This is a genomic window from Burkholderia sp. S-53, assembly GCF_025560745.1.
Taxonomy (GTDB): Bacteria; Pseudomonadota; Gammaproteobacteria; order Burkholderiales; family Burkholderiaceae; genus Burkholderia; species Burkholderia pyrrocinia.
Map to the genome: position 1 here is coordinate 357,005 of NZ_CP090482.1, position 25,848 is coordinate 382,852.

General features: G+C 65.0%; 27 protein-coding genes. 14 read left to right on the forward strand and 13 right to left on the reverse strand.

The window, feature by feature from the left end:
• Positions 1-49: 49 nt before the first annotated feature.
• A complete protein-coding gene (locus tag LXM88_RS01330; RefSeq protein WP_006405345.1) occupies positions 50-184 on the reverse strand; it encodes a hypothetical protein in 135 nt (44 codons plus the stop codon).
• A gap of 414 nt (positions 185-598) precedes the next feature.
• Between LXM88_RS01330 and LXM88_RS01335 the strand changes: the two genes are divergently transcribed.
• Together LXM88_RS01335 and LXM88_RS01340 are read left to right on the forward strand one after the other, a co-directional pair.
• Positions 599-1,051 (forward strand): hypothetical protein, encoded by a 453-nt coding sequence (locus LXM88_RS01335; protein WP_262531353.1) that lies wholly within the window; start codon positions 599-601, stop codon positions 1,049-1,051.
• 89 nt (positions 1,052-1,140) lie between these two features.
• On the forward strand, positions 1,141-1,953 hold the full coding sequence (locus tag LXM88_RS01340; RefSeq protein WP_262531354.1) for an alpha/beta fold hydrolase: 813 nt from the start codon (positions 1,141-1,143) through the stop codon (positions 1,951-1,953).
• Between the two features lie 55 nt (positions 1,954-2,008).
• Here LXM88_RS01340 and LXM88_RS01345 read toward each other — a convergent pair whose 3' ends face one another.
• The 3 genes from LXM88_RS01345 to LXM88_RS01355 are packed head-to-tail and all read right to left on the reverse strand — an operon-like array spanning position 2,009 to position 6,089.
• Positions 2,009-3,997 carry a DUF4034 domain-containing protein gene (locus tag LXM88_RS01345; protein ID WP_262531355.1) on the reverse strand — a complete coding sequence of 663 codons (1,989 nt, stop codon included), beginning with the start codon at positions 3,995-3,997 and terminating at the stop codon, positions 2,009-2,011.
• A gap of 14 nt (positions 3,998-4,011) precedes the next feature.
• Positions 4,012-4,794 (reverse strand): DUF1266 domain-containing protein, encoded by a 783-nt coding sequence (locus tag LXM88_RS01350; RefSeq protein WP_262531356.1) that lies wholly within the window; start codon positions 4,792-4,794, stop codon positions 4,012-4,014.
• Complete coding sequence (locus LXM88_RS01355; RefSeq protein WP_262531357.1) at positions 4,788-6,089, reverse strand: hypothetical protein; 1,302 nt, start codon at positions 6,087-6,089, stop codon at positions 4,788-4,790. Before LXM88_RS01355 ends, LXM88_RS01350 begins: the two co-directional genes overlap by 7 nt.
• A gap of 207 nt (positions 6,090-6,296) precedes the next feature.
• On the opposite strand from LXM88_RS01355, the gene LXM88_RS01360 reads away from it, so the two are divergent.
• Together LXM88_RS01360 and ampC are read left to right on the forward strand one after the other, a co-directional pair.
• Entirely contained in the window at positions 6,297-6,602 is a 306-nt protein-coding gene (locus LXM88_RS01360) for a hypothetical protein (protein WP_262531358.1), read from the forward strand.
• 92 nt (positions 6,603-6,694) lie between these two features.
• Positions 6,695-7,864, forward strand: a complete 1,170-nt coding sequence (gene ampC, locus LXM88_RS01365) for a class C beta-lactamase (RefSeq protein ID WP_262531359.1) — start codon at positions 6,695-6,697, stop codon at positions 7,862-7,864.
• Between the two features lie 30 nt (positions 7,865-7,894).
• On the opposite strand, the gene LXM88_RS01370 is transcribed toward ampC, so the two are convergent.
• The 3 genes from LXM88_RS01370 to shc form a co-directional block, all read right to left on the reverse strand.
• A complete protein-coding gene (locus tag LXM88_RS01370; protein WP_262531360.1) occupies positions 7,895-8,266 on the reverse strand; it encodes a cupin domain-containing protein in 372 nt (123 codons plus the stop codon).
• Entirely contained in the window at positions 8,263-8,502 is a 240-nt protein-coding gene (locus LXM88_RS01375) for a hypothetical protein (RefSeq protein ID WP_262531361.1), read from the reverse strand. The genes LXM88_RS01370 and LXM88_RS01375 overlap by 4 nt, the downstream gene beginning before the upstream one ends.
• A 64-nt stretch (positions 8,503-8,566) precedes the next feature.
• Positions 8,567-10,621, reverse strand: a complete 2,055-nt coding sequence (gene shc / locus LXM88_RS01380; protein WP_262531362.1) for a squalene--hopene cyclase — start codon at positions 10,619-10,621, stop codon at positions 8,567-8,569.
• A 53-nt stretch (positions 10,622-10,674) separates the two neighbouring features.
• On the opposite strand from shc, the gene LXM88_RS01385 reads away from it, so the two are divergent.
• From LXM88_RS01385 to LXM88_RS01395, 3 genes are all read left to right on the forward strand, one after another.
• Positions 10,675-11,379 carry a TetR/AcrR family transcriptional regulator gene (locus LXM88_RS01385; RefSeq protein WP_262531615.1) on the forward strand — a complete coding sequence of 235 codons (705 nt, stop codon included), beginning with the start codon at positions 10,675-10,677 and terminating at the stop codon, positions 11,377-11,379.
• 228 nt (positions 11,380-11,607) lie between these two features.
• Positions 11,608-12,147 (forward strand): AAA family ATPase, encoded by a 540-nt coding sequence (locus LXM88_RS01390; RefSeq protein WP_262531363.1) that lies wholly within the window; start codon positions 11,608-11,610, stop codon positions 12,145-12,147.
• Between the two features lie 231 nt (positions 12,148-12,378).
• The gene (locus LXM88_RS01395) at positions 12,379-13,506 is read left to right on the forward strand and encodes an aminotransferase class V-fold PLP-dependent enzyme (RefSeq protein WP_262531616.1); all 1,128 of its coding nucleotides are present in this window, start codon (positions 12,379-12,381) and stop codon (positions 13,504-13,506) included.
• A gap of 192 nt (positions 13,507-13,698) precedes the next feature.
• On the opposite strand, the gene LXM88_RS01400 is transcribed toward LXM88_RS01395, so the two are convergent.
• From LXM88_RS01400 to LXM88_RS01410, 3 genes are all read right to left on the reverse strand, one after another.
• Positions 13,699-13,923 (reverse strand): hypothetical protein, encoded by a 225-nt coding sequence (locus tag LXM88_RS01400; protein WP_262531364.1) that lies wholly within the window; start codon positions 13,921-13,923, stop codon positions 13,699-13,701.
• 279 nt (positions 13,924-14,202) lie between these two features.
• Entirely contained in the window at positions 14,203-14,406 is a 204-nt protein-coding gene (locus LXM88_RS01405) for a cold-shock protein (protein ID WP_011549079.1), read from the reverse strand.
• Positions 14,407-14,728: 322 nt separating this feature from the next.
• The gene (locus LXM88_RS01410; RefSeq protein ID WP_441301335.1) at positions 14,729-15,499 is read right to left on the reverse strand and encodes a DUF6630 family protein; all 771 of its coding nucleotides are present in this window, start codon (positions 15,497-15,499) and stop codon (positions 14,729-14,731) included.
• A gap of 166 nt (positions 15,500-15,665) precedes the next feature.
• Between LXM88_RS01410 and LXM88_RS01415 the strand changes: the two genes are divergently transcribed.
• Positions 15,666-16,076 (forward strand): VOC family protein, encoded by a 411-nt coding sequence (locus LXM88_RS01415; RefSeq protein WP_262531369.1) that lies wholly within the window; start codon positions 15,666-15,668, stop codon positions 16,074-16,076.
• Between the two features lie 316 nt (positions 16,077-16,392).
• Positions 16,393-17,958, forward strand: a complete 1,566-nt coding sequence (locus LXM88_RS01420) for a methyl-accepting chemotaxis protein (protein ID WP_262531371.1) — start codon at positions 16,393-16,395, stop codon at positions 17,956-17,958.
• A 140-nt stretch (positions 17,959-18,098) separates the two neighbouring features.
• Here the strand turns inward: LXM88_RS01420 and LXM88_RS01425 are convergent, their stop codons facing one another.
• Positions 18,099-18,506 (reverse strand): DUF3224 domain-containing protein, encoded by a 408-nt coding sequence (locus LXM88_RS01425; protein ID WP_262531372.1) that lies wholly within the window; start codon positions 18,504-18,506, stop codon positions 18,099-18,101.
• 155 nt (positions 18,507-18,661) lie between these two features.
• Here LXM88_RS01425 and LXM88_RS01430 point away from each other — a divergent pair, with 155 nt between their 5' ends.
• Positions 18,662-19,306, forward strand: a complete 645-nt coding sequence (locus LXM88_RS01430; protein WP_262531374.1) for an HD domain-containing protein — start codon at positions 18,662-18,664, stop codon at positions 19,304-19,306.
• Positions 19,307-19,605: 299 nt separating this feature from the next.
• On the opposite strand, the gene LXM88_RS01435 is transcribed toward LXM88_RS01430, so the two are convergent.
• Positions 19,606-20,586: a helix-turn-helix transcriptional regulator gene (locus tag LXM88_RS01435; RefSeq protein ID WP_262531376.1), complete on the reverse strand. Its 981-nt coding sequence runs from the start codon at positions 20,584-20,586 to the stop codon at positions 19,606-19,608.
• A 139-nt stretch (positions 20,587-20,725) separates the two neighbouring features.
• On the opposite strand from LXM88_RS01435, the gene LXM88_RS01440 reads away from it, so the two are divergent.
• The 3 genes from LXM88_RS01440 (at position 20,726) to LXM88_RS01450 (ending at position 23,920) form a co-directional block, all read left to right on the forward strand.
• Entirely contained in the window at positions 20,726-21,388 is a 663-nt protein-coding gene (locus LXM88_RS01440) for a glutathione S-transferase family protein (protein ID WP_262531617.1), read from the forward strand.
• Positions 21,389-21,714: 326 nt separating this feature from the next.
• Positions 21,715-22,632, forward strand: a complete 918-nt coding sequence (locus tag LXM88_RS01445; protein ID WP_262531377.1) for an acetoacetate decarboxylase family protein — start codon at positions 21,715-21,717, stop codon at positions 22,630-22,632.
• A 43-nt stretch (positions 22,633-22,675) separates the two neighbouring features.
• Positions 22,676-23,920, forward strand: coding sequence for a saccharopine dehydrogenase family protein (locus LXM88_RS01450; protein ID WP_262531379.1), 1,245 nt, complete (start codon positions 22,676-22,678; stop codon positions 23,918-23,920).
• A gap of 231 nt (positions 23,921-24,151) precedes the next feature.
• Here the strand turns inward: LXM88_RS01450 and LXM88_RS01455 are convergent, their stop codons facing one another.
• Positions 24,152-25,030 (reverse strand): LysR substrate-binding domain-containing protein, encoded by an 879-nt coding sequence (locus LXM88_RS01455; RefSeq protein WP_262531380.1) that lies wholly within the window; start codon positions 25,028-25,030, stop codon positions 24,152-24,154.
• A 132-nt stretch (positions 25,031-25,162) separates the two neighbouring features.
• On the opposite strand from LXM88_RS01455, the gene LXM88_RS01460 reads away from it, so the two are divergent.
• Positions 25,163-25,795 carry an FMN-dependent NADH-azoreductase gene (locus LXM88_RS01460; RefSeq protein WP_262531618.1) on the forward strand — a complete coding sequence of 211 codons (633 nt, stop codon included), beginning with the start codon at positions 25,163-25,165 and terminating at the stop codon, positions 25,793-25,795.
• The last annotated feature ends 53 nt before the right edge of the window (positions 25,796-25,848 follow it).

A 25,848-nucleotide genomic window follows, 5' to 3' on the forward strand; every position in this document is an offset into this window, starting at 1 on the left:
CGGCCGTCGCGATCGTCACGGTCATGCGTGCCGTCGTCGCGATGCGCGCTTACGGACGCAGCAGATCGAACCCGCCGAAGACGACGACACCGCTGAGCGCGATCATCGCGACGGAATGCTGGCCGAAGTAGAGAATCGCGGCGGCAAGCCACGTCGTGATGCAGAAGGCGCCGATGCGGGCCATCGTGTGTTCCTCGAATGCGTATGAAGTAGGCGCACCGCACGGCGTTCGCCGCTCGACCCGGCGAACGGTGCACGAAGGCGGACGGAGAGGGTGACCCGCGAAGCCGCGACCGCGGCCCGGCACGCGTCACGTGCCGTACCCGGAAGGGCAGGAGTCGAAACCGACGGCCGGTGCGGTCGTGCCGTGAGGCGCTGACGACGCGCGAATCCAGCCGGCGAAGCGGCAATTTTACCAGTGCTGCTTCGCTGACAATCTGGCCCTTTCGCAACTTGAATGCTGCGATCTGTCGCAGAATCGGTCCGCCCCCGATACTCAAGTTTCGTGTGACGAATGCCGTAAACGAGTTGGAAGGGAGTTGGAAGGCTATTCACGCCACCCCGTCACGATTCGTTTACCGACACACGGACCGACACGATGCAGATCGATTTCTCTACGACCGCGCGATCCCCGCTGGCGGACGGCAGCGCCACCGCAAACACGCCGGGCGCCGCACCGGCCACGCCCGCTTCGACGTCGCCCGCTGGCGGCGCCACGGCTACCTCGGGCACCAGCGGCACAACGAATGCGGCCGGCGGCACCGGCGAAACGCTCGGCGCATCGGGCGCATCGTCCGAGAACCCGGCGGTCAGCCAGCTGAAGGCGCTGATCGAGCGGCTGCAGAAGCAGCTCGCGACGATCGAGCGACAAATAGCGAGCGCCGCGCAGCGCGCGAAGGACGACCCGGCCGCGGCGATCGAGCAGCAAGCGCTGAGCGCGGAAGCCGGCGCGATTTCGGGGGCACTGGCGACGGCGATCTCGCAGCTCGCCGCGGCGATCGAGAAGGAGGGCGGCTCGTCGGCGGGCGGGCTGGTGTCGACGCAGGCCTGATGGTTTCCGGCCGCGCTCGGCGGTCACGGCCGCGTCGGCCGCACGCATTACAATTGCCAGCTTGTCTCCCTCGAAAGGACGGCAGAACGATGCATGCGGAACTCGATGACGACGAACTCGTCCGCTTCGATGCGCACGGCGGCACGCCGCTGCCGGCGGCCGATACCGAAGGATGGCTGGAACACGACGGCGCGCGTATCTGGCACGCGTCGTTCGGCCACGGCCCGCCGGTCGTGCTGCTGCACGGCGGCCTCGGCCACGGCGGCAACTGGGGCAACCAGGTGCCGGCGCTGCTCGCGGCCGGCTACCGCGCGATCCTGATCGACAGCCGCGGCCACGGCCGCAGCACGCGCGACGATCAACCGTATTCCTACGAACGCATGGCGTCGGACGTGCTCGCGGTCCTGGACGCGCTGCACGTCGACCGCGCACGCTTGGTCGGCTGGAGCGACGGCGCGTGCATCGCGCTCGTGCTGGCGGCCCGCGCGCCGGAGCGCGTGGCCGGCGTATTCTTCTTCGCGTGCAACATGGACCCGGGCGGCACGAAGGAGATGGTGCCGAGCCCGCTGATCGACCGCTGCTTCGCGCGGCACCGGAAGGACTACGCGCAACTGTCCGCGACGCCGGACCGGTTCGACGCATTCGTCGCGGCCGTCAGCGAAATGATGCGCACGCAACCGGATTACAGCGCACAGGATCTCGCGGCGATCGGCGTGCCGGTGACGATCGTGCTGGGCGAGCACGACGAATTCATCCGGCCCGAGCATGCGGCCTATCTGGCGCGCACGATTCCCGGTGCGACGCTGACGATCCTGCCCGGCGTGAGCCATTTCGCGCCGCTGCAGCGGCCGGCGCGATTCAACGCGGCGATGCTGGCCTTCCTCGACCGGCTGCAGGGCTGATCGTTCGCACGGCACGCGCGGCCCGTCGACGGGTGCGCGCGTCGGTCGCCCGCGCTCAGACCATCGCGTTGTCGCTGCCGGGAATCTCGTGCGCCTTGATCTGCTTGCGGTGCAGCTTGTACAGCAGCTTGCCGAGCATGCCGTCCTCGTGGCACGAGCGCGTCATGTTGAGCACGTATTCGTCGTCGGGCGCGACGGCCTGTGCGCCCATGATCCAGCGCACGCTTTCGCGGTAGTTGTAGAGCGACTTGTCGCGGCTGTCGCAGAGGAAGCCCGACAGCGCGGCCATCGCCGCAGGATGCCCGCCTTCCGCATGCCGACGCAGTTCGCCGATGTAGCGATGGCGGGTCGGAATGTCGTCGAGATCGCCGATGAACATCAGAAAGCATTCAAGGCCGTCGGTGTGCCCCATCGCGTGCGCGTTGCGCGCCGCCTCGATCGCCTCGATCTTCATGCGCTGGCGTTCGGCTTCGTCCTTGCTGGCCTGCGCGATGTAGTGATACATGTAGCCGAGCTTGTATGCGCCCATGTTGCCGCCGTCGTCCATCGCCTGGCGGTAGTAGTGCGCGGCCTTGTACAGATCGGTCTCGACGTGCATGCCTTCCTCGTAGAAGCGTCCGAGCAGGTACTCGCACGAGTCGCCGCCGGCCTCGTGGCCCAGCTGGCAGATCGCGAAGGATTCCTCACGGCGCCGGCCTCCGCTGCACAGCGCGTACGCGAGCTGGTTCCACGCGAGCGAGGCCGGTTCGTTGGCACGCGCGGCCTCCAGCCAGGCTGCGCCACGCGCGTCGTCGCGGGCGAAGCCGAATGCGCCCGCGCGATGTCCGTAGCCGCGCAGGATCATGGCCGCCGTGCACGCGCGGGCGTCGGACGCCCGTTCGATCGCGCCGGTCAGCCAGCTTCCTTGCGGATCGGCATCGAGCATCAGTCGTATCGCGATCGCCATCGCGGCGTTGTCGTTGATCGGCTGATGGCGCTCGGCCTCCTGCAGGCGCGCATAACCTTGCGCGGATTCATCGCGCATGTAGTGCGCGTGGGCCAGCCAGTACAGCGTTTCCCAGCGATGAAGCGGATGCAGCGCCGCTTCGGCCCGTGCCAGCGTGTCGGCCATCGCGCGCCGTGCGTTGTCGGAGTCGTCGTCCTGCTCCAGCGTTTCGCCGTAGTAGTCGTCGCGCCAGATCTCGTGGCGCAGCCGGTCCTTCTCGACCGCGTCGAGGTGCGCGCACGCGTCGGAATCGATGAACGCGCGGACGTGGTCGTGCGAGCCGCCCCAGCGCGGCTGCATGTACCAGATGAACGTGCGCATCGAGAAGAACTGGCGCGGGTGGAGGTGCAGCGTCGCTTCCATCCAGTACCACTTGCCCTTGCGCAGCTTCTTGCCCTGGACGGGGCCGGGCAGCGCTTCCGGAAATTCCGCCGGGCACGCGACCGGTACCTCGGGCTTCAGCCCCGAACGCGCGAGCATGCCCTGCAGTTCGGCGCGCGTGGCCTCGTCGTGGGCGCCGACGTTCAGATGCAGCTCGGTCACGGGCCAGCGGCGCTGCCGCACGAGTTGCGTGAGCCACTCGGGTTCGTCGAACGACGACACGCTGGTGAAGATCACCTTCGGTGCGCTCCACATCGTCGGCGCGAGCACCAGCGCACGCAGCGCGGCGACGATCGTCATCGTGGCGCACGCATGCGCGCAGATCCAGCCGGATTCGGTCACCGTCTCGGCCCAGCCGGAGCCGCGATACTCGTACGCCCAGTGGTGCCAGTAATGCGCTTCGCACAGCCATGCATGCGCGGAGTGCGGGTTCGCGGCCTGCCAGGCGCGCAGGCGCGCGAGGCCTTCGGCGCCGGCTTCGATGCACGGCTGCACGTCGGCCGGCAGCGCGTCGACGTAGCGCGCTTCGGCCGTGCGATCGGCGAAGCTGGCGGCGAGCGCGGCGTCGAGTTGCGTGTCGAGCGCGGCAAAATCGCCCGCGCGCAGCATGGCGTCGACGTCGCAGATGAACCATCGGGACTTCGCGGGCGGAATCAGGTCGGCGGGAGCGGAGGACATGTCGGTGTCGGCGGTCATGACGTAACGGGTTGGGGATCGAAGATGCGGTAGCGCTTCCACGGCAGCGAAAGCCAGTTTCCGGACGGATTGCGCAGGTGCTCGCGCACTTCCTGCGTGGCGCGCGACGACGCGGGGCCGTCCTGGCCGCTGCCGCGCAACCAGTGCTGGCGCGCCCGCGCGTACGCGAGCCCGAAGTCTTCCCAGCTGTCGAAACTGTCCTGCGCGCGCTGCGCATTGAGCAGCAGCACGATCCACGCCTGTTGTTCGGACGCCCAGCCGAGCAGCGCGATGCAGCGCACGAGAAACGCGGTGCGAGCGCAATCGAACGCCAGCGCGTCGCGTACGCGGCCAACGGCAGCAAGCTGTTCGTAGAAGCCTTCGTGCGAGCGGCCGACGCCGCGAATCCAGCCCGCGAGGATCGGCGGCACACGTTGCACGATCTGCCACTCGGGCAGGTCGGCCGGCAGGTCGAGTTCGCGCCGCAACTGGCGGGCGAGCTGTTCGCGCTGCGTGTCGGGCAGCGTGTACACGAGGTCGTCGCAATCGCAGCGCAGCCCGTTGCGGATCAGCAGGATGTCGGCAAGCGCGAGCGCCCAGCGGCGGCGATTCGGCGGCGCCTGGTCGGCGAGCGTGCGTGCGAGCGAAACCGCGGTGGTGTGCCGGACCGGCACCGCGCGGTCGGCGCCCGCGGCCTGGTCGGCGTCGACTTCGCGCACCATCCGCGCGGCGATCCGCACCGAACGCCACACGTACCACCCGAGCCACAGCACGGCCGCGCCGATCAGCAGCTTCAGCATGACGGGCTCCCGTGCGCGGTCGCGGGCAGCGCGAACGCCGCGCACAGTGCGGAATCGATCGGGATGCCTTCGATCGCGAAGGCGGCCGTTGCCGGTAGCGCGTCCGGTTCGCGCGCGGCCGGCAGCGCATCGACCGGCAACGCGTGGCGCGCGGCTGCCGCGACGGCCGGATCGATCTGCCGGAGCTGGCCGAGCGCGTAGGGCGCGTTGCGCAGCAGCAGCCACTGCAGCACGGCCGGCGGTTGCGCGAAATGCTCGATCAGGTGGAAGTTTTCGCTCATCACGCTCAGCAGATGGTCGGGCGAGCGCACGTCGGTGACGAACGTCCATTCGCCGACGGCCGCGCCCGGCGTCTCCGGCTCGAACACGAGACCCATGCCCTCGCAATCGGGATGACGCTCGCCGCGCGGCGCGAGCGTGCGCAGGAACTGGCGCACGTCGTCGGCGTAGCGGCGCACCGGATGGCGGTTCTGCTTGCCCTTGATCTGGTCGATGCGCAGGCCGTCGCCGGTCACCGACAGGCTGATCGTCACGTGCGGCTGGTTACCCGCGCCGCGCAGCGTGAACAGGCGCAGCCGGCCGTCCTGCGCGGCTTGTGCGTACTGCTCGCCGTATCCGCCGCGCAGCCGGCGGCGATCCGCGAACTGGCCGAGACAGTGCTGCATGTAGTACGACTCGTAAGCCAGCTCTTCGCGCAGTGCCGCGTGATCGCCGGCGAATTCGAAGACGATCCCGTTCGGCGTACGCAATACCTCGCGCAGCGCGAGGCCGCTGCTCGGCACCCAGCCCTTGTCGCGGCGCGCCTGCATCCGCTGGTGCTCGCGTTCCCACATGTCGAGCGCCATCGCGCACGTGATGCGCTGCAGCTTCTGCGCGAGCCGCGTGCCGGTGCGCGAGCGCAGGAATTCGACCAGCACGCGTTCGCGGTCGATCAGCAGCATGTGCTCGGGATCGATGAAGTAGAGCGGTTTCGGTTCGGCCACGGGTTGCGGCGACGGCTCGGCCGTCGCGCCGATGGCGCCGCCGGATGCCGGTTGCGCGCGGAACCGGCGCACGAGCCAGTCGGGCGCCGGCCGGTCGGCGCCGGCGAGCGCGCGGTAGTCGGCGAGCGAATCGAGCGGCTGCGCCTGCTCGAACGCGCCGACGACCCAGCGGAAGAAATGGTTGCCGAGCCACGCGAGGACGTCGGCCGGATCGCCGCGCTCGGCGCTGCGTCGCGCGATGGCCGCCTTGATGTCGGGTGCATTGACGACATCGCGCGGCCGATAGGCGGACGCGGCCACGATTTCGGTCACGGGATTACTCTCCGGTCAGGCAGGGTATCCGCGGGCGGGACCCTGGAAGGTTTCGGCTTGCGGGCTGGAGGGCATGCGGGCGAACTTGCGCGCGAGCGATACGCGGCGGTGTCGCGGGTGCCCGCTGCAGGTCGGTCGGCGCGTGAAATTCACGCGACCATGCGGCGACCAATGACGCGGGAGCGGGCGATCGAGGAATGGCGATTCATGATTTCTCTCAGGACTTTTATTTTTTGCTTTCGCGAGTCTACTGCGATCTGTGCGGGCGAATCAATCGCGCAGTTTGCCGGTGCTTGCCAATCTGACAAGACTTATCTGTTTTTCATCGATTTCCGATGCGGCGATATTCGGCTGCCGGACTGGATGCTGTTAAAACCGCCAGGTTTTTCCGGTAAACCGTCAAGCGACTCGGGATTGCCGCGGTGCAATCCGGCGCTTCGCGTATCTCATAAGTTTTTCTTTCGGCTCGCGCAACATATCGTCGATTGTTGGCGGCGGGCCGGTAGTGGATAGTCCTGCTTCGACCGGCCGGCTGCCACGATCTTCGCGCGGCGCGGCCGGATCTGTTGTCCATGCAACCATCCGCTATCAAAGGAACCGCAACCATGCGATTCAACGCGACACGCTTCGCCGCGACCCTGTTCGTCGCCGCGTGCGCCACCGCCACGGCCGGCCGCGCGGCCACCGTCACGCAGGACGATATCCACGACACCGTGACCCGCCACGTCGCGCCGCTGATGAAGCAGTTCGCCATTCCCGGCATGGCGATCGGCATCGTCGCCGACGGCAAGCCCTACGTGTTCGACTACGGCGTGATGTCGACGCAAACCGGCAAGCCCGTCACCGGCGACACGCTGTTCGAAATCGGCTCTGTCAGCAAGACGCTGACCGCGACGCTCGCGTCCGACGCGCAGGAGGGCGGCGAGCTGTCGCTGGCGGATCCTGCGGCCAAGTACCTGCCCGCGCTGCAGGGCAAGCCGTTCGGCGGCGTGACGCTGCTCGAACTCGGCACGCACACGCCCGGCGGCATGCCGCTGCAGGTGCCGGACAGCATCCGCGACGACGCGGGCCTGATCCGCTATCTCGATGCGTGGCAGCCCGCATATGCGCCGGGCACGCGCCGCACGTATTCGAACGTCGCGATCGGGATGCTCGGGTGGCTCACCGCGAAGGCGATGAACCGCGATTTCTCGGTGCTGATGGAGCAGCGGCTCTTTCCCGCGCTCGGGATGACGCACACGTATATCAACGTGCCCGACGCGCGCACGGCCGATTATGCGCAGGGCTATACGCAGGACGGCAAGCCGATCCGGATGACGGGCGGCATGCTGTGGCAGCCGGCGTACGGCGTCCGGACCACGGCGGCCGACCTGCTGCGTTTCGTGCAGGCGAACATGGGGCTGGTCGACACGGCGCCGCGGCTGCAGCGCGCGATCGAGCGCACGCACACCGGCTATTTCCGTGCAGGGCCGATGACGCAGGACCTGATCTGGGAGCAGTATCCGTATCCGGTCTCACTGCCGACGCTGCTCGAAGGCAACGCGCCGAAGATGCTGTTCGATGCGACGCCGGCCAGCGCGATCAAGCCGCCGCTCGCGCCGAGCGCGGACACGTGGATCAACAAGACGGGCTCGACCAACGGCTTCAGCACGTATGTCGCGTTCGTTCCCGCGAAGCGGATCGCGATCGTGATGCTCGCGAACCGCAGTGTCCCGATCGAGGACCGCGTGAAGACCGCATACCGGATACTCGAGTCGCTCGGCGGCGGCCGGTAACGCTTCCGGCGGCGGACGAAGCGCCGCCGCTTATGCGGGCGGTTGCTCGTCGTACGCGACGAAGATCTTGCGCGTGCGTTCGACGACTTCCCACGTGCCGCGAAAACCCGGCGGAATCACGAAACGATGGCCGGCACGAAGGGTCTTCCTGTTCCCTTCCAGGTCGGTGATCACGGACGTGCCTTCCAGGATCTCGCAGTATTCCGCTTCGGTGTACGCGACATGCCAGCAACCGGGCGTGCTTTCCCAGATGCCGGTCGAGAAACGGCCGCACGGGCTTGCGAAGCCGGGCGTGAGCGTTTGCAGCGGGTCGCCGGAAATCAGCTTCTCGGTCGACACGCGGTATTGCGTCGGCTCGCCGCTCGGGGCGAGCGCGTCGGTGATGGATGAAACGTCGATCATGATGGGCATGCTTCGTCGAGTTGGGTGGAGTGGGGCGCGCCGGCGGCGCGCCCATGCGATTCCATGGCGGCAATCGGTTCCGATTCCGATATCTTCGCAGATCGCGGAACCGGCCCGGTCAGTTGCCGGTTCTCGAGTCGCGCGATCTCGTACGAGCGCGGCTTCGCGAGCGTCATCCTGTCGAGCGCGTCGGCGGGCAGGTCGCGCTCATCGTGTTGCCGCTTTCGGTTGCGCATCGACGGATCGTCGGTGATCGTGCGGCTGCTGCGAGCATGCGCATCGCGGCTAGCGCGTCGTCGCTCAGGCGACTGCCGTGTCGGTGGCTTCCACTGCTGCCGTACCGCGCGCGGTCGTGCCCGCCGACGACGCAGCGCCCGCCAGCCGCCGATACCGCGCAAGCGCCCACAGCGGGAAGTACGCGGTATAGCCGTGATACTTCAGGTAGAAAATGCGCGGAAAGCCCGGCGCATTGTGCGAGCGGTGCCACCAGAAGCCGTCGTCCTGCTGCACCGACTGCAGATACGCGATGCCGCGCTTCACCGAATCGGATTCGCCATCGCCGAACGCCATCTGCGCGAGCAGCGCCCACGCGGTGCAGTTCGACGTGCTCTCGCCGGAATTCGTGCCGGCGAGCGTCGGGTCGATATAGCTGTCGTTCGTTTCGCCCCAGCCGCCGTCCGCATGCTGCCGTGCGCGCAGCCAGTCGAGCGCGCGGGCGATGTACGGCTGCGACTTGTCCTCGCCGGCGAGCGCGAGGCCGGCCAGCACGCTCCATGTGCCGTACAGGTAGTTCGTGCCCCAGCGGCCCCACCAGCTGCCGTCGGGTTGCTGCGTGCGCTTCACGTAGTCGATGCAGCGCGCGAGCGACGCGCGGTCGTCGATGCGCTTCGTCACGCCGAAGCACAGCAGCACGCGGCCCGACACGTCTTCGGTCGGCGGATCGAGCAGCGCGCCGTGATCGGCGAACGGGATCGCGTTCAGGTACATGCGGTCGCAGTCGGCGTCGAACGCCGCGAAGCCGCCGTTGCGCGACTGCAGCCCGCGCATCCAGTCGAGTGCGCGCGCGACGCGCGGCGCATACGGGTTCGTGCCGTCCGCGTTGCGATGCGTGCGGCCGCGGCGGTCGAGCATCGCGGTGACGAGCGCGCTGTCGTCGATGTCGGGGTAGTACGGGTTCGCGTACTGGAATGCCCATCCGCCGGGTTCGGTATCGGCCGGTGCGTTCTCGATCCAGTCGCCGCGCAGGTCGTTCACCTGGCGCTCGGCCAGCCAGTCGTACGCGCGCGCGATGCGTGCGTCGAGTTCGCGCAGCGCGCCGGCCGGCTCGCCGGCTTCCGGCACCGCCACGCCGCGCGCCTGCTCGAGCGCCATCGCGCTCCATGCGGTGTCCCACACCGGCGACAGGCACGGCTGGCAATACACGCTGCCGTCGGGCCGCGTGACCAGCAGCTTTTCAAGCGCGTTTTCGCAATCGCGCCGCAGCGGATGATCGTCCGGGTAGCCGAGTACTTCCATCATCTGGTAGCTGTACACGATCGGCGGGAAGATGCCGCCGAGCCCGTCCTCGCCGTTCATGCGTTCCGCGCACCATGCCTCTGCATGACGGATCGCGCGCTGGCGCAGGCGCTTCGGCATCAGCGGCTCGATATGGCGGACCGTGCGGTCGACCGCGAGGAACAGCTTGCGCATGCCGCGCGCAGGCGGGAAGTAGTGGCGTTCCTGGTCCGGCGGCGTGACGAACAGCTCGCGGATCGACACGTCGCGCGGATTGCGGGCGCGCGCCTTCAGCGAGCACAGCACGAGCAGCGGCACCATCGTCGTGCGCGCCCAGTACGCGACCTTGTACATCGAGATCGGCACCCACTTCGGGAACAGCACGAATTCGATCGGCATGAACGGTGCCGCACGCCACGGCACCTGGCCGAACGTCGCGAGCAGGATGCGCGTGAACACGTTCGAGCACGCCGCGCCGCCGAGCTTCAGGATCGCGTCGCGCGCGCGGACCATGTGCGGCGCGTGTTCGCTGTCGCCGGCCGCCTTCAGCGCGAAATACGCCTTCACGCTGCACGACACGTCCGGCGCGCCGTCGACGTACAGCGCCCATCCGCCATGCGTGTCGAGCCGCTGGTTCGCGCGCAGGTAGCGCGCCATCTTCTCCTGGCGGACGTCGTCGATCTTGTCCATGAAATGCATCATCAGGATGTATTCCGCGGTGATCGTCGCATCGGATTCGAGTTCGAAACACCAGCTGCCGTCGGGCTGCTGAAGACGCACGAGCGCGTCGCGTCCACGGGCGATGGCGGTGTCGAGCGCGGACCAGGGGGATGGGGTGGGTGTGTTCATGCGGCGGATCATACCATCCAGCCGGAATGTTTATATCGAGACCCTCGGGTGCTAACATCCGCACCATGAAAAAACGCATTGAACCCGCGCCGCACGACGTGTCCGTGCCTGTCGAAACGGCCGGAACGGCCGCTGCACGGGCGTCCGAAGGAACATCGGCGCCGCTGGCTGCCGCCGCTGCCGGCGTGCGGCGGAAAAAGGCGCCGGATCAGGTGCGCGCGCAGTTGCTGGCGGCCGCATCCGAGATTGCGACGCATCACGGCGTGGCCGCGTTGACGCTCGACGCGGTGGCCGAGCGTGCCGGCGTGACGAAAGGCGCGCTGCAGTATCACTTCGCGAACAAGCAGGGGTTGCTGGATGCGCTGTTCGGGCAGGCGACCGAGCGGTTCGCCGCGCAGATGGCCGCGCGGGTGGCTGCCGATGGCAGCGGCGACGGCGCGGCGGCGCGGGCGTATCTGCATGCGGTGCTCGATGCGGCCAATCCGGCGGCGAGTACCGATGTGCTGCGCGTGCTGGTCGCGTCGATGATTACCGAGCAGGAAACGCGCGCGCGCTGGTCGGTGCCGATGCGGGAATGGACGCGGCCCGATCCCGTGCCGCTGGAGCGGGCGGCGACGCTGATGATCTGCCGGCTCGCGGCCGACGGACTGTGGATTTCGGAATTGCTCGACAGTGTCGACGTGTCGGCCGAGTTGCGTTCGGAGATCGTCCGGCAACTGGATGCGATGAGCAAAGGGGTGTTTCCGAAGGACGGTGGCGGGGCTGCGTGACGTGTGGACGCGTTGGAAGAATGACGTTGTCGCGTGGCCTTGTCTTCAAACCTGCTTGCTCGCGATCGGGCGGTTGGCTATGCTGGTGCGCATGAACCGATCGCATACCCGTTCGATTATTGGCGCCGCACTTTTGCCGGCGGGGTAGCCATCGACTGAATGCATGTGATCACAACCCGCCCGGAAGGCGGGTTTTTGCTTTCTGGGCAATCGATGGAGCGCCTGGAAATGCAGACTGAAACGACGCGTCACGCGACAGCATCGAACGACGCGGTATTGCTCCACATGGTATGCGGCAAGATCGCATCCGGAAAATCGACGCTGACCGCGACGCTCGCGAGCGCCGAGCGGACCCTGTCGATCAGCGAAGACGACTGGCTGGCTCGCCTCTATCCGGGCGAGATTCTGTCGATCGACGACTATGTCCGCTGCGCGCAGCGTATCAAGGATGTGATTGCCGATCACGTCCGCGCTGTGCTGCAGGCCGGCGTCTCGGTGGTTCTCGATCTTCCGTTCAATACCGTCGCTGCGCGCGCATGGGGGCACGCCGTTTCGCAGGCCGCCGGCTGCGACCATCGACTGCATTACCTCGATGTCGGCGATGCGGTTTGCAAGGCGCGTCTGCGCGTGCGCAATGCGCGAGGGGAGCATCCGTTCCAGGTGTCGGAGGCCGAGTTCGAGCAGATCACACGGTACTTCGTCGCACCGGATGCGACGGAAGGGTTGAGTATCGTGTCTTATGACGAGACGGGGGCCGTCGGCGCGTAGTCTCGCGTCGTGACCGCACGACCGGTTTGCCGCCGGCGCTTCGCTCTGGCCGGCGGCCGCGCAACTTCAAGCGTGTGCCGGAGAGCGGGCAAAATATGCGCCAAGTTGCGGGCGGCCTTCGTTAGAATCGGCTTTCATCAAGAAAAAAGCGAATTTGCATCGGTGCAGCGGTACCCCGTCACGGATACGGCTCGCGCTGATGCCATTGTTCATCTTTTACCGGAGACGACCATGCCAGGCTTACTTCCCGATGTCGACCGCGACGGGCTCCTCGAATACTCCGTGGTCTACACCGATCGATCGATCAATCATATGTCGCAGCTCTTTCAGGGCGTCATGCGCGACATTTCCGCTTCGCTGAAAAAGGTCTACAACGCGAAGTCGGTCGTCGTCGTCCCGGGCAGCGGGACGTTCGGCATGGAAGCCGTCGCCCGGCAGTTCGCGACGAACAAGAAGTGCCTGGTCATCCGCAATGGCTGGTTCAGTTTCCGCTGGTCGCAGATTTTCGACATGGGCAGCATTCCGTCGGAAACGACGGTGTTGAAGGCGCGCCCGGTCGAACCGGGAAGGCAGGCCGCCTATGCGCCGGCGCCGATCGACGAAGTGGTCGCCGCGATCCGGGAACACAAGCCGGACCTGGTCTTTGCACCGCATGTCGAAACCGCATCCGGGATGATGCTGCCCGATGCGTATTTGCGCGCGGTGGCCGACGCCGTGCATGCGGTCGGCGGCATGTTCGTACTGGATTGCATCGCTTCCGGTACGGTCTGGGTCGACATGCAGGCCAGCGGCGTCGATGTGCTGATCAGCGCGCCGCAAAAGGGCTGGAGCGCGTCACCCTGCTGCGCACTGGTCATGCTCAGCCCGCTCGCGCGCGAAAGAATCGATGCGACCACCAGCACCAGCTTCGCGTGCGATCTTCGCAAATGGCTGCAGATCATGGAAGCGTACGAGAACGGCGGGTTCGCGTATCACGCGACGATGCCGACGGACAGTCTCGCGACGCTGCGCGACGTGATAAAGGAAACCGACGCATACGGTTTCGACAAGGTGAGAGCGGAGCAGCTCGAGCTCGGCGAGCGCGTTCGCGCGCTGCTGGCCGACCAAGGTTTCAGGAGCGTGGCGGCTGAAGGTTTTCAGGCACCGGGCGTCGTGGTCTGCTACACGGACGACGACGGCATTCGATCCGGCAAGAAATTCGCCGATGTCGGTTTGCAGATCGCGGCCGGCGTTCCGCTGCAATGCGACGAGCCTGAAGATTTCAAGACCTTCCGCATCGGCTTGTTCGGCCTGGAAAAACTGCATGACGTCGACGGTGCCGTTGCCAGGTTCGCCGACGCGCTGGAGCGTGTTCTTTAGGTCGATTTTCCGGGGCACGTGCGCAGCAGAATCGTTGCCGGCGACGTCGAAAGAGAAGGTCGGGAGTTCGAACCGAGTGCGCAGATCGAATCGCAAGGTAGCGAATCGATCGCGCGCGATGTTCGGGCGCGCCTGGTTGTGCGCGCCTTGGTGCCTCAAACGCGTTGGGCGTCCGGTACCGGGGCGTTGCCTTTAACCGCGCGTGTCGACCCAGTTGCGTGCCCAGCGTGACGAATGCTGCAGCGCCTGCGCTTCACTCGCGAAGTAGTCGAGCGAATAGAACTGGTAGCGGCCTTCGGCGCGCGAGCTGTCGGTGCGTTCGAGCAGCAGGTTGGATGAAAAACTACCGTCGGGCAAACGATGCGCCGAGGGCTGGACGGCATAGCCGTTGTATTGCTGAATTCGTTTGGTGTGCATTTTAATTTTAATGATGTGCGAATGCGCGCGTGCCGTGCCAAATGTGCACGGATGCGCCGATTCAAAGCCATTGCGAGCTGAATCTGAAGCAGTCGGAATGCGAAAAAAGGGCCTTGCAGCCAGAGGGGAGAATGAAGTGCAACGAGGCGTGTGGCGCTTGGCAAGCTGCTGAATGAACAGATGCAGCTATAAGCGATCGCGCCAACTTTGGGAGACAACGCTCCGCGAGGATGTCGCTGCAACCCGGCGTCCGTTTCGGGAGGCCGGGTCCTTCAAACTTTACAGCGGCTTGATGTTGGCCGCTTGCAGACCCTTCGGGCCTTGCTTCGTTTCGAAGCTCACTTTCTGATTCTCAGCCAGCGTCTTGAAGCCGTCGGCCCGAATTTCGGAGAAGTGTGCGAACAGGTCGTCGCCGCCCTTGTCCGGAGTGATGAAGCCAAAGCCTTTGCTGTCGTTGAACCACTTGACGATACCGGTATCCATGAAGAATCCTTGAGAAAAAATAAGAGAATTTGCTCTGTTCAAGAGCGGGAGAAGCATCAAGGAGGGAGAGGACAACGAATACCGCTGAGGGGCGATCAATTGATGAACAGCAATCGAACTTCTTGAACTTCAGGGCCGTACACTAACCGCCGGGTGGTGTCAGCGTCAATGGTTAACTTGTAACTGTTTCACCGGGCGGGCGGTTTTGTGGGTGAGGTGATGTGGCCCTGAGTGGCTGTGCGCCATAGCTGGCATGGGGTGCAGGTGGGCAGTGCCTGTAAACCGGTCGCGGGCTTGAACGACCTATAACGGCCAACCGCCGCTATCGTCCCTGGCCAAGGACGCCGTTTACCTTCTGCGACCTGAGAATGGGCTCCCCAGACTCCGAAAAATTGGTGGCAAACGCCTCACTGCTTTCGACATCGACCCCTGACGCTTGCGCCAAGCTCAGCACCTTAGCGGCTTCCGATTGCAGGACAACAAATGCAAAATATGCGTCATTCCCGGTGTCCACATGCATTAACGTATAACCGCGCGGCACGAGCCAAGCGTTGAACGCCAGGAGCCCAACCGGACATAGCCCAACGTTTCCCCATTCCCAACGTTGCTCCATCTTCAAAGTGGAGAGGATCTCGTTTGCCTGCCATTCGATCTCATCGGACGCACGCCAATCGACTTCGATGCAGAGCGTCCAGCGTCCTTCGTCGTTGACCTCTGGCTCAACTGTATCTCTCGTAAGCGCCCAGACAAGGATGTCCGTCGCGTTTTCTCCAGGCTCTGCATCCCGAACCTTCGATACCAGTCTGTCGCGTAACGCTTCATTCAGCGGGGTCGTGATTAACTGGATCAACTCGGCCAGATGGTCGACAGTTCCGCGTGACGGGGAAAAGTATTCGCGCAGGATATCGGCATCGGTTAGTTCCGGATCACCGACTTCTACGGTACTTGGTGTCGCCGTGATTGGCTTGCTTTGAAGCAGGCGTCGAAGAAAATCACGAATTTTTGCCATGTTGACTGGTTTGTAGACGAACTTGAGATCACTCTGAGAATGATACTCTTTCAAAACCTTGGGGCTACCAAGGCCCACGTGCACAACGTTCAAACGTGATGATCGGTGATGATACTCGTGATCTACTTCAATGCTCGATCGGCAGTTCATGGCCGGCTGCCGACAAACACAATCGCCTGCTACCTCCCTTTTGCCAACCTCCGGCGCCAGGAGGACAATACCCCCGAAATCTCCTCGGAGGCCGCGCGACATGACCAACTTTCAGCCCGATGGATGGCATACCGTCACGCCCCGAATCGTGGTCCGGGATCCGGAAAACCTGATCGCATTCATCAGGACGGTGTTTCACGCGAATGGCGAATTCCGCGCCGGGCTGCCTGCCGAGATCCGGATCGGCGATTCCGTCGTGATGATCAGCGGCGGAGACGGCCTGCGCGATCCGATGCCGGCATTTTTGTACGTCTATGTCGAGGATGCCGATTTGACTTATCGGCGAGCGATTGCAGCGAATGCGCTCTCGCTCGAAGTTCCAGCCGACATGCCCTACGGCGACAGGCGCGCGATGGTGAGGGATCCATGGGGAAACACATGGCAGATTGCCACGCACCGGCGCGCCTTCCCGGTTGACGAGATCCGTTCAACGCCGGCCAACGACGGATAGCCGATCGTTGCGGCGCAAGCGCAACCCGAGGCTTTCGCTTTCCGTCCGCAGCGGCCCGAATTCCACCCACCGGGCTCCGCCAGCACGGCCTCGCCCGACAGCGAATGCACCGGCTGCACGCATCTTCCGGCCCCCCATCTGTCGCAATCGTCAAGATTCGCGTCGCGTGCAGATAAAACCTTCCCGCCGACCGCGTCGTTAACCCGTTCGTAGCCCACGTGCCGCATGTTGCGCATGTTGCGACGCAGCGCTCGTCTTTCGTGATCCGGAATCCACATCCGCCGTTGGCCGCGCGTGGTCAGCGCAAGGGAACGTCATGCGAACACAATTCACCATCCGTGGCGGACTCGTCGCGACCATTGCCGGCTATACCGTGCTGCTCGTGCTGGTGGTCGGCGCGTGCATCGCCGGCCTCTACGTGAGCAATGGTTCGCTCGAGGCGATGTACCGCGACGACACCGCGTCGCTGCTGCACCTGAAGACCAGCTCGGAGCGGATGCTCGTACTGCGCGAACGGATGAGCGACGTCGCGCAGATCATCAGCGCCGGCCAGTCGGGCAAGACGGAAATCGCGCAACTGCACACGCTCCTCAAGCAAAGCAACGACGAACTGGACGCGTACACGCGCCTGCACGCGCGCGACGCCGACGAGCAGGCGCTGTTCGACGCGCTGCAGACCCGCCGTCGCGCATTGCTCGACCGGGTGTTCCTGAAGGCACTGTCGCAGCTCGACGGCGACGACGCGTTCAACTTCCTCGATACGCAGCGCACCGCGCCACCGGCACTGTTCGCCGCGTACCAGGACGCGATCGACGCGCTCGAGTCGTTCCAGGTCGCACGCGAAAAGGCCCGCTACGATGCGGCCGGCGTTCATTTCCACCGGATCGTGTGGGGGATGGCGGCGGTCGCCGTGCTTGCGCTCGTCGTCGGCTTCTTTGCGCAGCGCGTGCTCGCGAAGGCGATCACCGAACCGATCAATCTCGCGGTCGATCAATTCGAAAAAATCTCGAAAGGCGACCTGACCGGAACGGTCGTCGTTCCCGGCGCGAACGAGATGGCCTATCTGCTGAATGCGCTGAAACGGATGCAGGACGGCCTCGTCGACACCGTGAGCCAGGTACGCGCGAGCACCGAGACGATCGTCGGCGACGTGCGCACGATCGCGAGCGGCAACGTCGACCTGTCCGCGCGCACCGAGCAGCAGGCCGTGTCGCTGCAGCAGGCGGCGGCGAGCGTCGAGCAGCTGACGGCAGCCGTGCGCCAGAATGCGGACAACGCGCGCGATGCACGCAAGTACGTCGAGGGTGCGGCCGGCATTGCGTCGCGCGGCGGCGACGCAATGCAGCGCGTCGTCGAGACGATGTCCGAGATTTCCAGTAGCTCCGCGCGGATTTCCGGCATCGTCGGCGTGATCGAGAGCATCGCATTCCAGACGAACATCCTCGCGCTGAACGCTGCCGTCGAAGCCGCGCGTGCCGGCGAGCAGGGGCGCGGTTTCGCGGTGGTCGCGACCGAAGTTCGCGGGCTCGCGCAGCGCAGTGCATCGGCGGCGAAGGAGATCAAGGACCTGATCGGCCATTCCGCGCGGCGCGTCGAGGACGGCAGCGGCCTCGTCACGCTGGCCGGCTCGGCGATGGGCGAACTCGTTGCCGCGGTCGAGCGCGTCAACGCGATCATGAGTGAAACCAGCAACGCGTTCGAGGAACAGTCGTCGGGCATCGAGCAGGTGAATGCCGCGGTCATCCAGATGGAACAGACGATGCAACGCAATGCTGCGCTGGTCGAGGAGGCGGCAGCCGCCGCGCTGTCGCTCGATGAGCAGGGCTCACGGCTGAGCGCAGCGGTCGCGCAGTTCCGGCTGCGTGACGAGGTTGTCGCGTGACGGACTGATGTCCGCGACCGCAGCCGGTTTGTCGATGTCGAATGCTTTCGTGACGCGCTGACGAACGAAGCTGTCGCTTTCGGTATTGCGCGCGAGAGGCTGGGACGCGTTACCGTCTGGCGGCGCCATTGCGAGTTGATTTACTGCGGCGATTCAGGCAACTCGTAGTCGAAGGTATAAGAGTGCTGGCCGTTGTCGATGGTGATGATCATCGAGCCGGAGAGCCCCTGCAATTCCCCCGTTCCGGAATCGGGTACGACGGTGATCGATTGCTTCGGCTGCCCGCGGGTCATGGTGGAGCTGTGCTGCAGGACAAAGCTGCCTTGGCGGCCACCCAGCGTGCCTTGCACGGTTTCCATCGCGACATAACCCGCGGAGCCCTGAACGGCGGTTCGAAACGCGAGCATCTCGCCTTGGCTGACGGCTTCCAGGTCGCCGTGAAATTGCTTGTCGAGCGACATGCGGCCGAGCCCGGTGTTTTCTGCAACGCTACTCAGGGATTCCGGATTCAGCTTCACTTCAAACGGACCGTTGGCCTGCAGTTTCATTGCGGATCTCCTCGTCGAATGGGCACTCCGCACTATAAGCCAATCGGGTTCTGCCGGCGGTAGCGGTAAGTTTTGCGCGTCGGATAGACCGCAGATCATGTGCGTCGTCGCGCTTGAGGCGATAATCGGCATCCCGTCTTTAACCACCCGCGCCCGTGACGACACCTGCGTTTGCTCCCTTTCAGGACTTGGCCGAAACCCTTCTGACTAGCTGGAACGCCGCCAATGGCGACGGCTCCCATGACACTTCACATCTGCAACGCGTGTGGAAGAACGCGGCGGCGATCCATGCCGAGGAGGGCGGAGACGCGGAAGTGCTGTTTGCGGCGACGCTGCTGCACGACTGCGTGGCGGTAGAGAAAAATTCTCCGCTTCGGGCGCAGGCATCGCGTCTGTCGGCGGAAAAGGCCCGGTTGGTGCTGAAGTCGCTGGATTGGCCGGACGCGAAGATCGACGCTGTCGCGCATGCGGTCGAAGCGCATAGTTTTTCGGCCAGTGTCGCGCCGATGACGCTGGAAGCAAAAACGCTGCAGGATGCCGACCGGCTCGATGCGATCGGCATGCTGGGTGTCGCACGTTGCTTCTATGTCGCCGGCCGGATGGGCAGCGCGTTGTATGACCCGGTCGATCCGCACGCGTCGGAACGCGAACTCGACGACACGCGATTCGCGATCGATCACTTCCACACGAAACTGCTGAAGCTGGCGTCCGGTTTCCAGACCGCTACCGGCGCTCGTTTGGCGAAGGTCCGGCACGATCGGTTGCGCCGTTTTCTCGACGAGTTTGTTGACGAGATCTGACTGTGCGATCGGTTGCGTCCGACCTGTTGCCGCCCCCGATCGATATCGTCCAATGCGAAGCGATACGATCATCCGGTTCTGCCCCGTGAATGCCATTTTGAAAGGCGTAACTTCAAAATTCGGCAACGCACGTGTTTCGACATTTCGAATCGGCCCAGCGGTCGCCAAGGTCTTGTCGCTTGCCATCGCCGCTGCGTCGCCGGCATTTGCAGCCGCATCGTCGCGCACATTCCGGTTCGCGTTGCCGGGCGGCGCGGCGATTTTCTATGGAAACGCGTCGAATCGCCAAAGGCACCGCTTCATTCATCACCTGCTCGATAAAGCGCCTTCAACTGCGACAACTCGTCGATGAATCGATCCTTGAGCGCCTGCGGCCCGAGGATTTTCAGATGCGCGCCGTACCCCAGCAGCTTCCGCGCGCCGTGCTCGATGGATTCGATGGGTATCAGGAACTCCTTCCATCCTGACGGCACCTCCGCGCTGCCGGCCTTCTGCAAGACCGGCGCGGTCTTGATCCGCGCATTGGCCAGCCAGTTCTCGGCGCGCGGCGACACGGCGATATGGGCGGTCAGCCGATAAAGATCGGTCTCGTAGCGGCTCATCGCGTCACGCCAGTGCTCGGCCAGATCGAATCGCGCAGGGCGTTTGAAACGGCGGCGCGTCGCGTTGAATTCGCAGATATTCGCCAGCCGGAACGTCAGTGCGCCGGGCTTGGCGACCACCTTGGCAATCAGGTACCAGGCGCCTCCCTTGAGCACCAGGCCGAGCGGTTCGAGTTCGCGACGGGACACACCGCGCCAGCTCCGATACTTCACGTCGATACGATACGAACCCCACACCGCATCGGCGACTTCTCGCAGGAATTCAGGCGTTTCCTGCGCCCGGTACCAATCGACGGTATCGATGTGCAGCCGGCTCGCGACGCGATCGGCCTGCTCGCGCGAGCCCGGCGGCAGGCTGGCCATCATCTTCAGCCGTGCGGACGTGGCCATGCCGTCGAGGCCCAGTTCTCTCGCGGGCCCGGGCAACCCGGCAAGAATCAGCGCATGCGCTTCGTGCTCGGTGAGCCCGGTGAGATCGGTACTCCAGCCGTCGCGCAACTGAAAGCCGCCGTTGCGGCCGCGATCGCCCCAGATGGGCACGCCGGCCGTGGAGAGCTGGTCGATATCGCGCAGGATCGTGCGCTCCGATACTTCCAGTGCTTCGGCCAGCGCCGGTGCGGTCATCCGGCCGCGCGCCTGCAGCATCATCATGATCGACAACAGGCGGCTGGCTTTCATGAGCGACACGTCACCTCAAATACCTGACATGAGGTGTCATGTTATCGGATTTATGCTTTGCGGCATGCCTGATCCGTTCAATCGAGCACAAGCTCGAACATGCGCGAGCGCATTCGAGAAAGCAAAGGAAGATCGAACCATGAAGATTATTTCCGGACCACTGAGCATGTTCGGCGCCAAGGTCGAGATTGCGGCGCACGAGAAGGGTATCGATTTCGAGCTGGTGATGGCGCCGTTCAGCCAGCTTCGCGGTTATGACCCCAAGCATCCGGATGTATTGCGCATCAATCCGAAGCGGCAGGTTCCGGTGCTGATGGACGGCACGCTGGAGATCTTCGATTCCACGCAGATATTCGAGTATCTCGAGGACCTGAAGCCCGATCCCGCGTTATGGCCGGCGCAACCGGCGGCGCGCGCCATCGCGCGTCAGCTCGAGCATTGCAGCGACGAAATCTATTTCCCGCACATCATCCGGCTGATGGGGCTTGAAGCGACGCCGGACGATCCGGCGGCGCAGGCCGCGCGCGCCGAAGCGTCGCAATACTATCGGCGCATGGAACGCGTGCTGGCGGATCGGGAATTTCTGGCCGGGACGTATTCCTATGCCGACATCGCGTTCTACATGGCGCAGTTGTTCGGCGCACGCAAGGGCGCGCCGATGACGGCAGAGACGCCGAACCTGCTCGCGTGGCGCGCGCGGATGTCCGCGCGTCCCGCCGTACGGAAAGTCGCCGGCGCGATGGGCGGCTATCTCGCGTCGATCGGAGAAGCGGTACCCGATTTTCTTCGCGAGCTTGACTAGCTGCCTTCGGTTGCGGGTAGAGGGTGGCCTTCAGCCTGAGATTTCGGCTTTCGTTGCGACGGTTCCCGTGTCTGCTCCGGGTTGATGGGCCGGCTGCGCGATCACGGCGTGGTTTCGAAACGCGGCAAGGGCCGTCGCGCGACCGCCAGATGATTCGACCGCAACGCGATTGCCGGCAAGCCGCGTAACCGAAGACCGACTCGCTCCTCTATTCGGATCCTTGACCTTAAAGTTGACTTCAATCTTAGAGTGCTTGCTGACGGCAGTGAGTCGGCAGGCTTCGGGTGTTGCCTGCGACGGTCGATCATTGACGAGAGGCGACGCACATGGACAGGCGGTTGACACAGGTTGAATTCGGGCCGCATACGGTCGACGTACCCGAAGGCGGGTACTACGACCGGTTCCGGATGAATCCGGACCTGGACGAGGTGGCGCGCGATCCCGCCGCGGGGAACATCGATTTTTTCCGCCGGATTCCGAAGCGTCAGGTCGCGTCGCGGGTTGGCCCGACCTGGGCGCCGAACTTCTACTACCGTTCCAGCAGCATCCAGCTGTTGTTCCTCGCGCCGCTCGAACGTCTGCGGACCATGCTGCCGGCGCCGCTCGAACCGCTGCGTGCGTTTCCCGGGCAAGGGCTGGTTGCGCTGACCTTCTTTTCGTATTCGGTCTGCGATAACGATCCGTATGACGAAGTTTCCGTCGCGGCGGTGATCCGCCGGCCCGGCGCGCGCGGGTCGCATGCGCGGGAGCTGATCGACTCGATGCGGCGCCGGAGCTTCTTCGCGCATGTGCTGGCGCTGCCGGTCACGACGGAAATCGCGCGGGTTCGCGGCGTACACGGCTATCAGTTGCCCAAGTGGCTCGCCGATATCGACGTGAACCTCGGCGCCACCGCCAGCGCACGCATTGCCGGCCCGGGAGGCGGGCCGGATCTGAGCCTGAGCGTGCCGCTGCCTGCGCTGACCCACGTCGCATCCCAATCGCGAATGAGCACGACGACGATGATCAATCGCATCGACGGCGAATGGCACCAGACGTCGGTGCAATCCAATACGCTATCGTTCGCCCAGCGCCTGTTGCCGCGCGATGTCGAGCTGGTGCGGCACGGCGGCCCGCTGAGCCAGTTGCTCGACGGGCTCGGCGCCTCCACCATCATGCGTCTCGACGTGGTAAAAGACGCACAACTGGTCCTGAACCTGCCGACGCCTTTGAGGGCCTTCGATGAACCCGGAAAGCAACGCTAACGGCACGGATGCTCGCGACACACCCGCGCCGAAGGAACCGTCCATGACCCAGCCGACCCATGATCTCGTCGTATTTGGCGCCACCAGTTTTGTCGGGCAGATCCTGACCCGCTACCTGTCCGATTACCTGTCGGGCGCCGGCGAGACGCTGAGCTGGGCGATCGCCGGCCGGTCCGAAGCGAAGCTCAGGCAAGTGAGGGATGCGCTCGGTGCGGCGGGGCAATCCGTGCCGATCATCGTCGCCGACGCAGCCGACGAAGCGCAATTGCGGGCGCTTTGTGCGCAAACGCGAGTGGTCGTGTCGACGGTCGGGCCCTACGCGCTTTACGGGGAGCCGCTGGTCAGGGTCTGCGCGGAAACCGGCACCGACTACTGCGACCTCACCGGCGAGACGCAGTGGATCAAGCGGATGATCGAGAGATACGAGCCCGCGGCCCGGCAATCGGGTGCGCGCATCGTTCATTGCTGCGGGTTCGATTCGGTTCCGTCGGACATGGGCGTGTTCTTCCTGCAGCAACAGGCAACGCAGCAATGGGGCGCGCCGGCCGGGCAGGTGAAGATGCGCGTCCGAACGCTGAAGGGCGGCGCGTCGGGCGGTACGGTGGCGAGCGTGATCAACGTCGTCCGGGAAGCCGCGGCCGATCCCGCGTTGCGCAGGGAACTGCTCGATCCGTATTCGCTGTGCCCGAAAGGTCATGGCTTCACGGTGCGGCAGCACGCGGTCCGATCGGCTGAATTCGATCGCGACTGCGACGCGTGGATCGCGCCCTTCGTGATGGCGGCAATCAACGAGCGTGTCGTGCATCGCTCCAATGCGCTTGCGGGCAATGCATACGGCACCCGGTTCACCTACGACGAAGCCGTCATGACCGGCACGGGCCTCAAGGGCCGCCTGGCCGCGCTGACGATGGTGGCCGGCCTCGGCGCGTTCATGGTGGGCATCGTCATCAAGCCGGTGCGCAGCCTGATGGAGCGCTTCCTGCTGCCGAAACCCGGCGAGGGGCCGAGCGCCGCGGCCCAACTGGCCGGCCACTACGACTTGCGTTTCTTCGGCCGCGCCGACGACGGCCGAACCTTGCGCGTGAAAGTCACCGGCGACCGCGATCCGGGTTATGGCTCCACCGGCAAGATGCTGGGCCAGGCCGCGATCGGTCTTGCACTGGATTGCGGCGGGGACGGCGTCAAGACCGGACGCGGCGGCGGTTTCTGGACGCCCGCGACGATGTTCGACGAGCGCTTCGCCGAACGTCTGGTTCGACACGCGGGGTTGCGTTTCGAGGTGATTTGAGCGCGATTCCTGTCCGCGATTCGAAAGGAACAGATAAGGATCGGATTGCGAATCAACGTGAGGAGACAACTCACTTTCACGGCAGGTCAAATGGTCGGATGCGGTCCGGCCGGGGCGTCTCGGAATCAGCGCCTTCTCATAGCGCGCGCCACGCTGCTTCATCCGCTGCTCGACGTTACAGGGCACTTTCTTCGCGACGCCGGCCGGGACATCAAGCGCGAAGGTGGCTCGCTACGGCCTGTTGCGCTGGCCGGCTCCCGCGCGAACCGCGGTTTCATCGAAAATCGTCGCGGCGAATTCGACGGCAGCCGGCATCCGGGCGTCATGCATCATCACGAATTCCGTGTCCGGCAGTTCCGGCAACCCTTCGGATCCAGCCAGTTCGCGAAGCGTGTCGTCGATCGCACTGCGTGGCACCGGCGCGATCGCGATGCCGGCGCGCGCGAACGTCAGGATGCCGGTGACGCTCGGGCTTTCGCATGCGATCCGGTAGCGCATTCCGGCGAGCGCGAGCGCCTTGATGGCGGCCTCTCGGTACGGACACGGATCGGGGAAGCACGCGAGCGGGACATCGCCTTCCGGAAGCGGTTCGTGGCGCGCAAACGCCCAGACGAGCGGTTCCTGCCACAACGTCGCGCCCTGGCTCGTGTGCGAACACCGGCTGCCGATCACGAGATCGAAATCGCCGTTTGCGTGCCGTCGAAACAAACTGTCGCCGATGTCGACCGTCAGGGCGAGCCGCAAGCCGCGTCGCGCGGCGCTGTAGCGGCGCATCACGTCGGGTAGCCAGCCTCCCGCGAAATCCTCCGATGCGCCGATACGCAGCTTGATGTCGACTGCGTCGCCGGGCCCCAGCCTGGACCGCGCTTCCTCGCTCAGGTTGAGCATCGCGCGAGCATATCCGAGCAGCGTCTCGCCATGCTCGGTGAGCGAGACGCTGCGCGTATTGCGCACGAGCAGCGCACGGCCGACCTGTTCTTCAAGACGAACGACCTGGGCGCTGACCGCGGATTGGCTGAGATTCAGCCTGCGACCGGCGCCGGTAAAACTCCGCATGTCGGCGACCGCCACAAACGTATGAAGAAGGGCCGTGTCGAGAGGGTTGCTCATTGATCGTCAATCCGGGTTAATTCAATCAATTAATAGCGTTTCCAAATTATAGGCCGACTCGATAGGCTGCGAATTGCAGTGGGCGACCGCGCATCCCGCGCGTCGCCGTCACTCCTGGCGAGGACAGGCTCCATGACACGCGTGCTCTATATCGAAGGCTCACCCAACAAGGCATACTCGGCGTCCATCGAGGTGTGCAGTGCATTTCTCGATGCGTACCGGCACGCCCATCCCGATCACGAGATACGGAAGCTCGACATCTGGGATCTGGCGATGCCTGAATTCGACGAAGCCGCGCTGGCCGCGAAATACGCCGGACTGAGCGGGGCGCCATTGACGCCGGCGCAGGCCGCGGCGTGGCAGCAGCTCGAGCAGCTCGCGGCGCCGTTCCACGAAGCGGACAAGTTCCTGTTCGGCGTGCCGCTGTGGAATTTCAGTATTCCGTACAAACTCAAGCACCTGATCGATGCGATCTCGCAGAAGGACGTGCTGTTCACGTTCGACGGTTCGGGTTTCGCCGGCAAGCTGGCCGGGAAAAAAGCGGCGGTCGTCTACGCGCGCGGGCTTAGCTACGAATCACCGGGTTCGTTCACGCCGGCCGCCGAGTTCGACCTTCAGCGTCCGTACATGGAAACCTGGCTGAAGTTCGTGGGCGTGAAAGACGTCACCGGCATTGTCGTCGAGCGCACGTTGTTCGGTCCGGACGGAAAGGTCGATCGCAGTCGTGCGATCGACGAAGCCCGTGCGATTGCGCGCGCGTTCTGAATCGGCATGCCGCGCTTCGCATCCGGCGCGTCGGCGGAACATGCCCGGCGGTC

Coding starts and splice junctions, on each gene's coding strand:
- LXM88_RS01330 (WP_006405345.1), bottom strand. CDS start 184: ATGGCCCGCATCGGCGCCTTCTGCATCACGACGTGGCTTGCCGCCGCG.
- LXM88_RS01335 (WP_262531353.1), top strand. CDS start 599: ATGCAGATCGATTTCTCTACGACCGCGCGATCCCCGCTGGCGGACGGC.
- LXM88_RS01340 (WP_262531354.1), top strand. CDS start 1,141: ATGCATGCGGAACTCGATGACGACGAACTCGTCCGCTTCGATGCGCAC.
- LXM88_RS01345 (WP_262531355.1), bottom strand. CDS start 3,997: ATGTCCTCCGCTCCCGCCGACCTGATTCCGCCCGCGAAGTCCCGATGG.
- LXM88_RS01350 (WP_262531356.1), bottom strand. CDS start 4,794: ATGCTGAAGCTGCTGATCGGCGCGGCCGTGCTGTGGCTCGGGTGGTAC.
- LXM88_RS01360 (WP_262531358.1), top strand. CDS start 6,297: ATGATTTCTCTCAGGACTTTTATTTTTTGCTTTCGCGAGTCTACTGCG.
- ampC (WP_262531359.1), top strand. CDS start 6,695: ATGCGATTCAACGCGACACGCTTCGCCGCGACCCTGTTCGTCGCCGCG.
- LXM88_RS01370 (WP_262531360.1), bottom strand. CDS start 8,266: ATGATCGACGTTTCATCCATCACCGACGCGCTCGCCCCGAGCGGCGAG.
- LXM88_RS01375 (WP_262531361.1), bottom strand. CDS start 8,502: ATGCGCAACCGAAAGCGGCAACACGATGAGCGCGACCTGCCCGCCGAC.
- shc (WP_262531362.1), bottom strand. CDS start 10,621: ATGATCCGCCGCATGAACACACCCACCCCATCCCCCTGGTCCGCGCTC.
- LXM88_RS01385 (WP_262531615.1), top strand. CDS start 10,675: ATGAAAAAACGCATTGAACCCGCGCCGCACGACGTGTCCGTGCCTGTC.
- LXM88_RS01390 (WP_262531363.1), top strand. CDS start 11,608: ATGCAGACTGAAACGACGCGTCACGCGACAGCATCGAACGACGCGGTA.
- LXM88_RS01395 (WP_262531616.1), top strand. CDS start 12,379: ATGCCAGGCTTACTTCCCGATGTCGACCGCGACGGGCTCCTCGAATAC.
- LXM88_RS01400 (WP_262531364.1), bottom strand. CDS start 13,923: ATGCACACCAAACGAATTCAGCAATACAACGGCTATGCCGTCCAGCCC.
- LXM88_RS01405 (WP_011549079.1), bottom strand. CDS start 14,406: ATGGATACCGGTATCGTCAAGTGGTTCAACGACAGCAAAGGCTTTGGC.
- LXM88_RS01415 (WP_262531369.1), top strand. CDS start 15,666: ATGACCAACTTTCAGCCCGATGGATGGCATACCGTCACGCCCCGAATC.
- LXM88_RS01420 (WP_262531371.1), top strand. CDS start 16,393: ATGCGAACACAATTCACCATCCGTGGCGGACTCGTCGCGACCATTGCC.
- LXM88_RS01425 (WP_262531372.1), bottom strand. CDS start 18,506: ATGAAACTGCAGGCCAACGGTCCGTTTGAAGTGAAGCTGAATCCGGAA.
- LXM88_RS01435 (WP_262531376.1), bottom strand. CDS start 20,586: ATGAAAGCCAGCCGCCTGTTGTCGATCATGATGATGCTGCAGGCGCGC.
- LXM88_RS01440 (WP_262531617.1), top strand. CDS start 20,726: ATGAAGATTATTTCCGGACCACTGAGCATGTTCGGCGCCAAGGTCGAG.
- LXM88_RS01445 (WP_262531377.1), top strand. CDS start 21,715: ATGGACAGGCGGTTGACACAGGTTGAATTCGGGCCGCATACGGTCGAC.
- LXM88_RS01450 (WP_262531379.1), top strand. CDS start 22,676: ATGACCCAGCCGACCCATGATCTCGTCGTATTTGGCGCCACCAGTTTT.
- LXM88_RS01455 (WP_262531380.1), bottom strand. CDS start 25,030: ATGAGCAACCCTCTCGACACGGCCCTTCTTCATACGTTTGTGGCGGTC.
- LXM88_RS01460 (WP_262531618.1), top strand. CDS start 25,163: ATGACACGCGTGCTCTATATCGAAGGCTCACCCAACAAGGCATACTCG.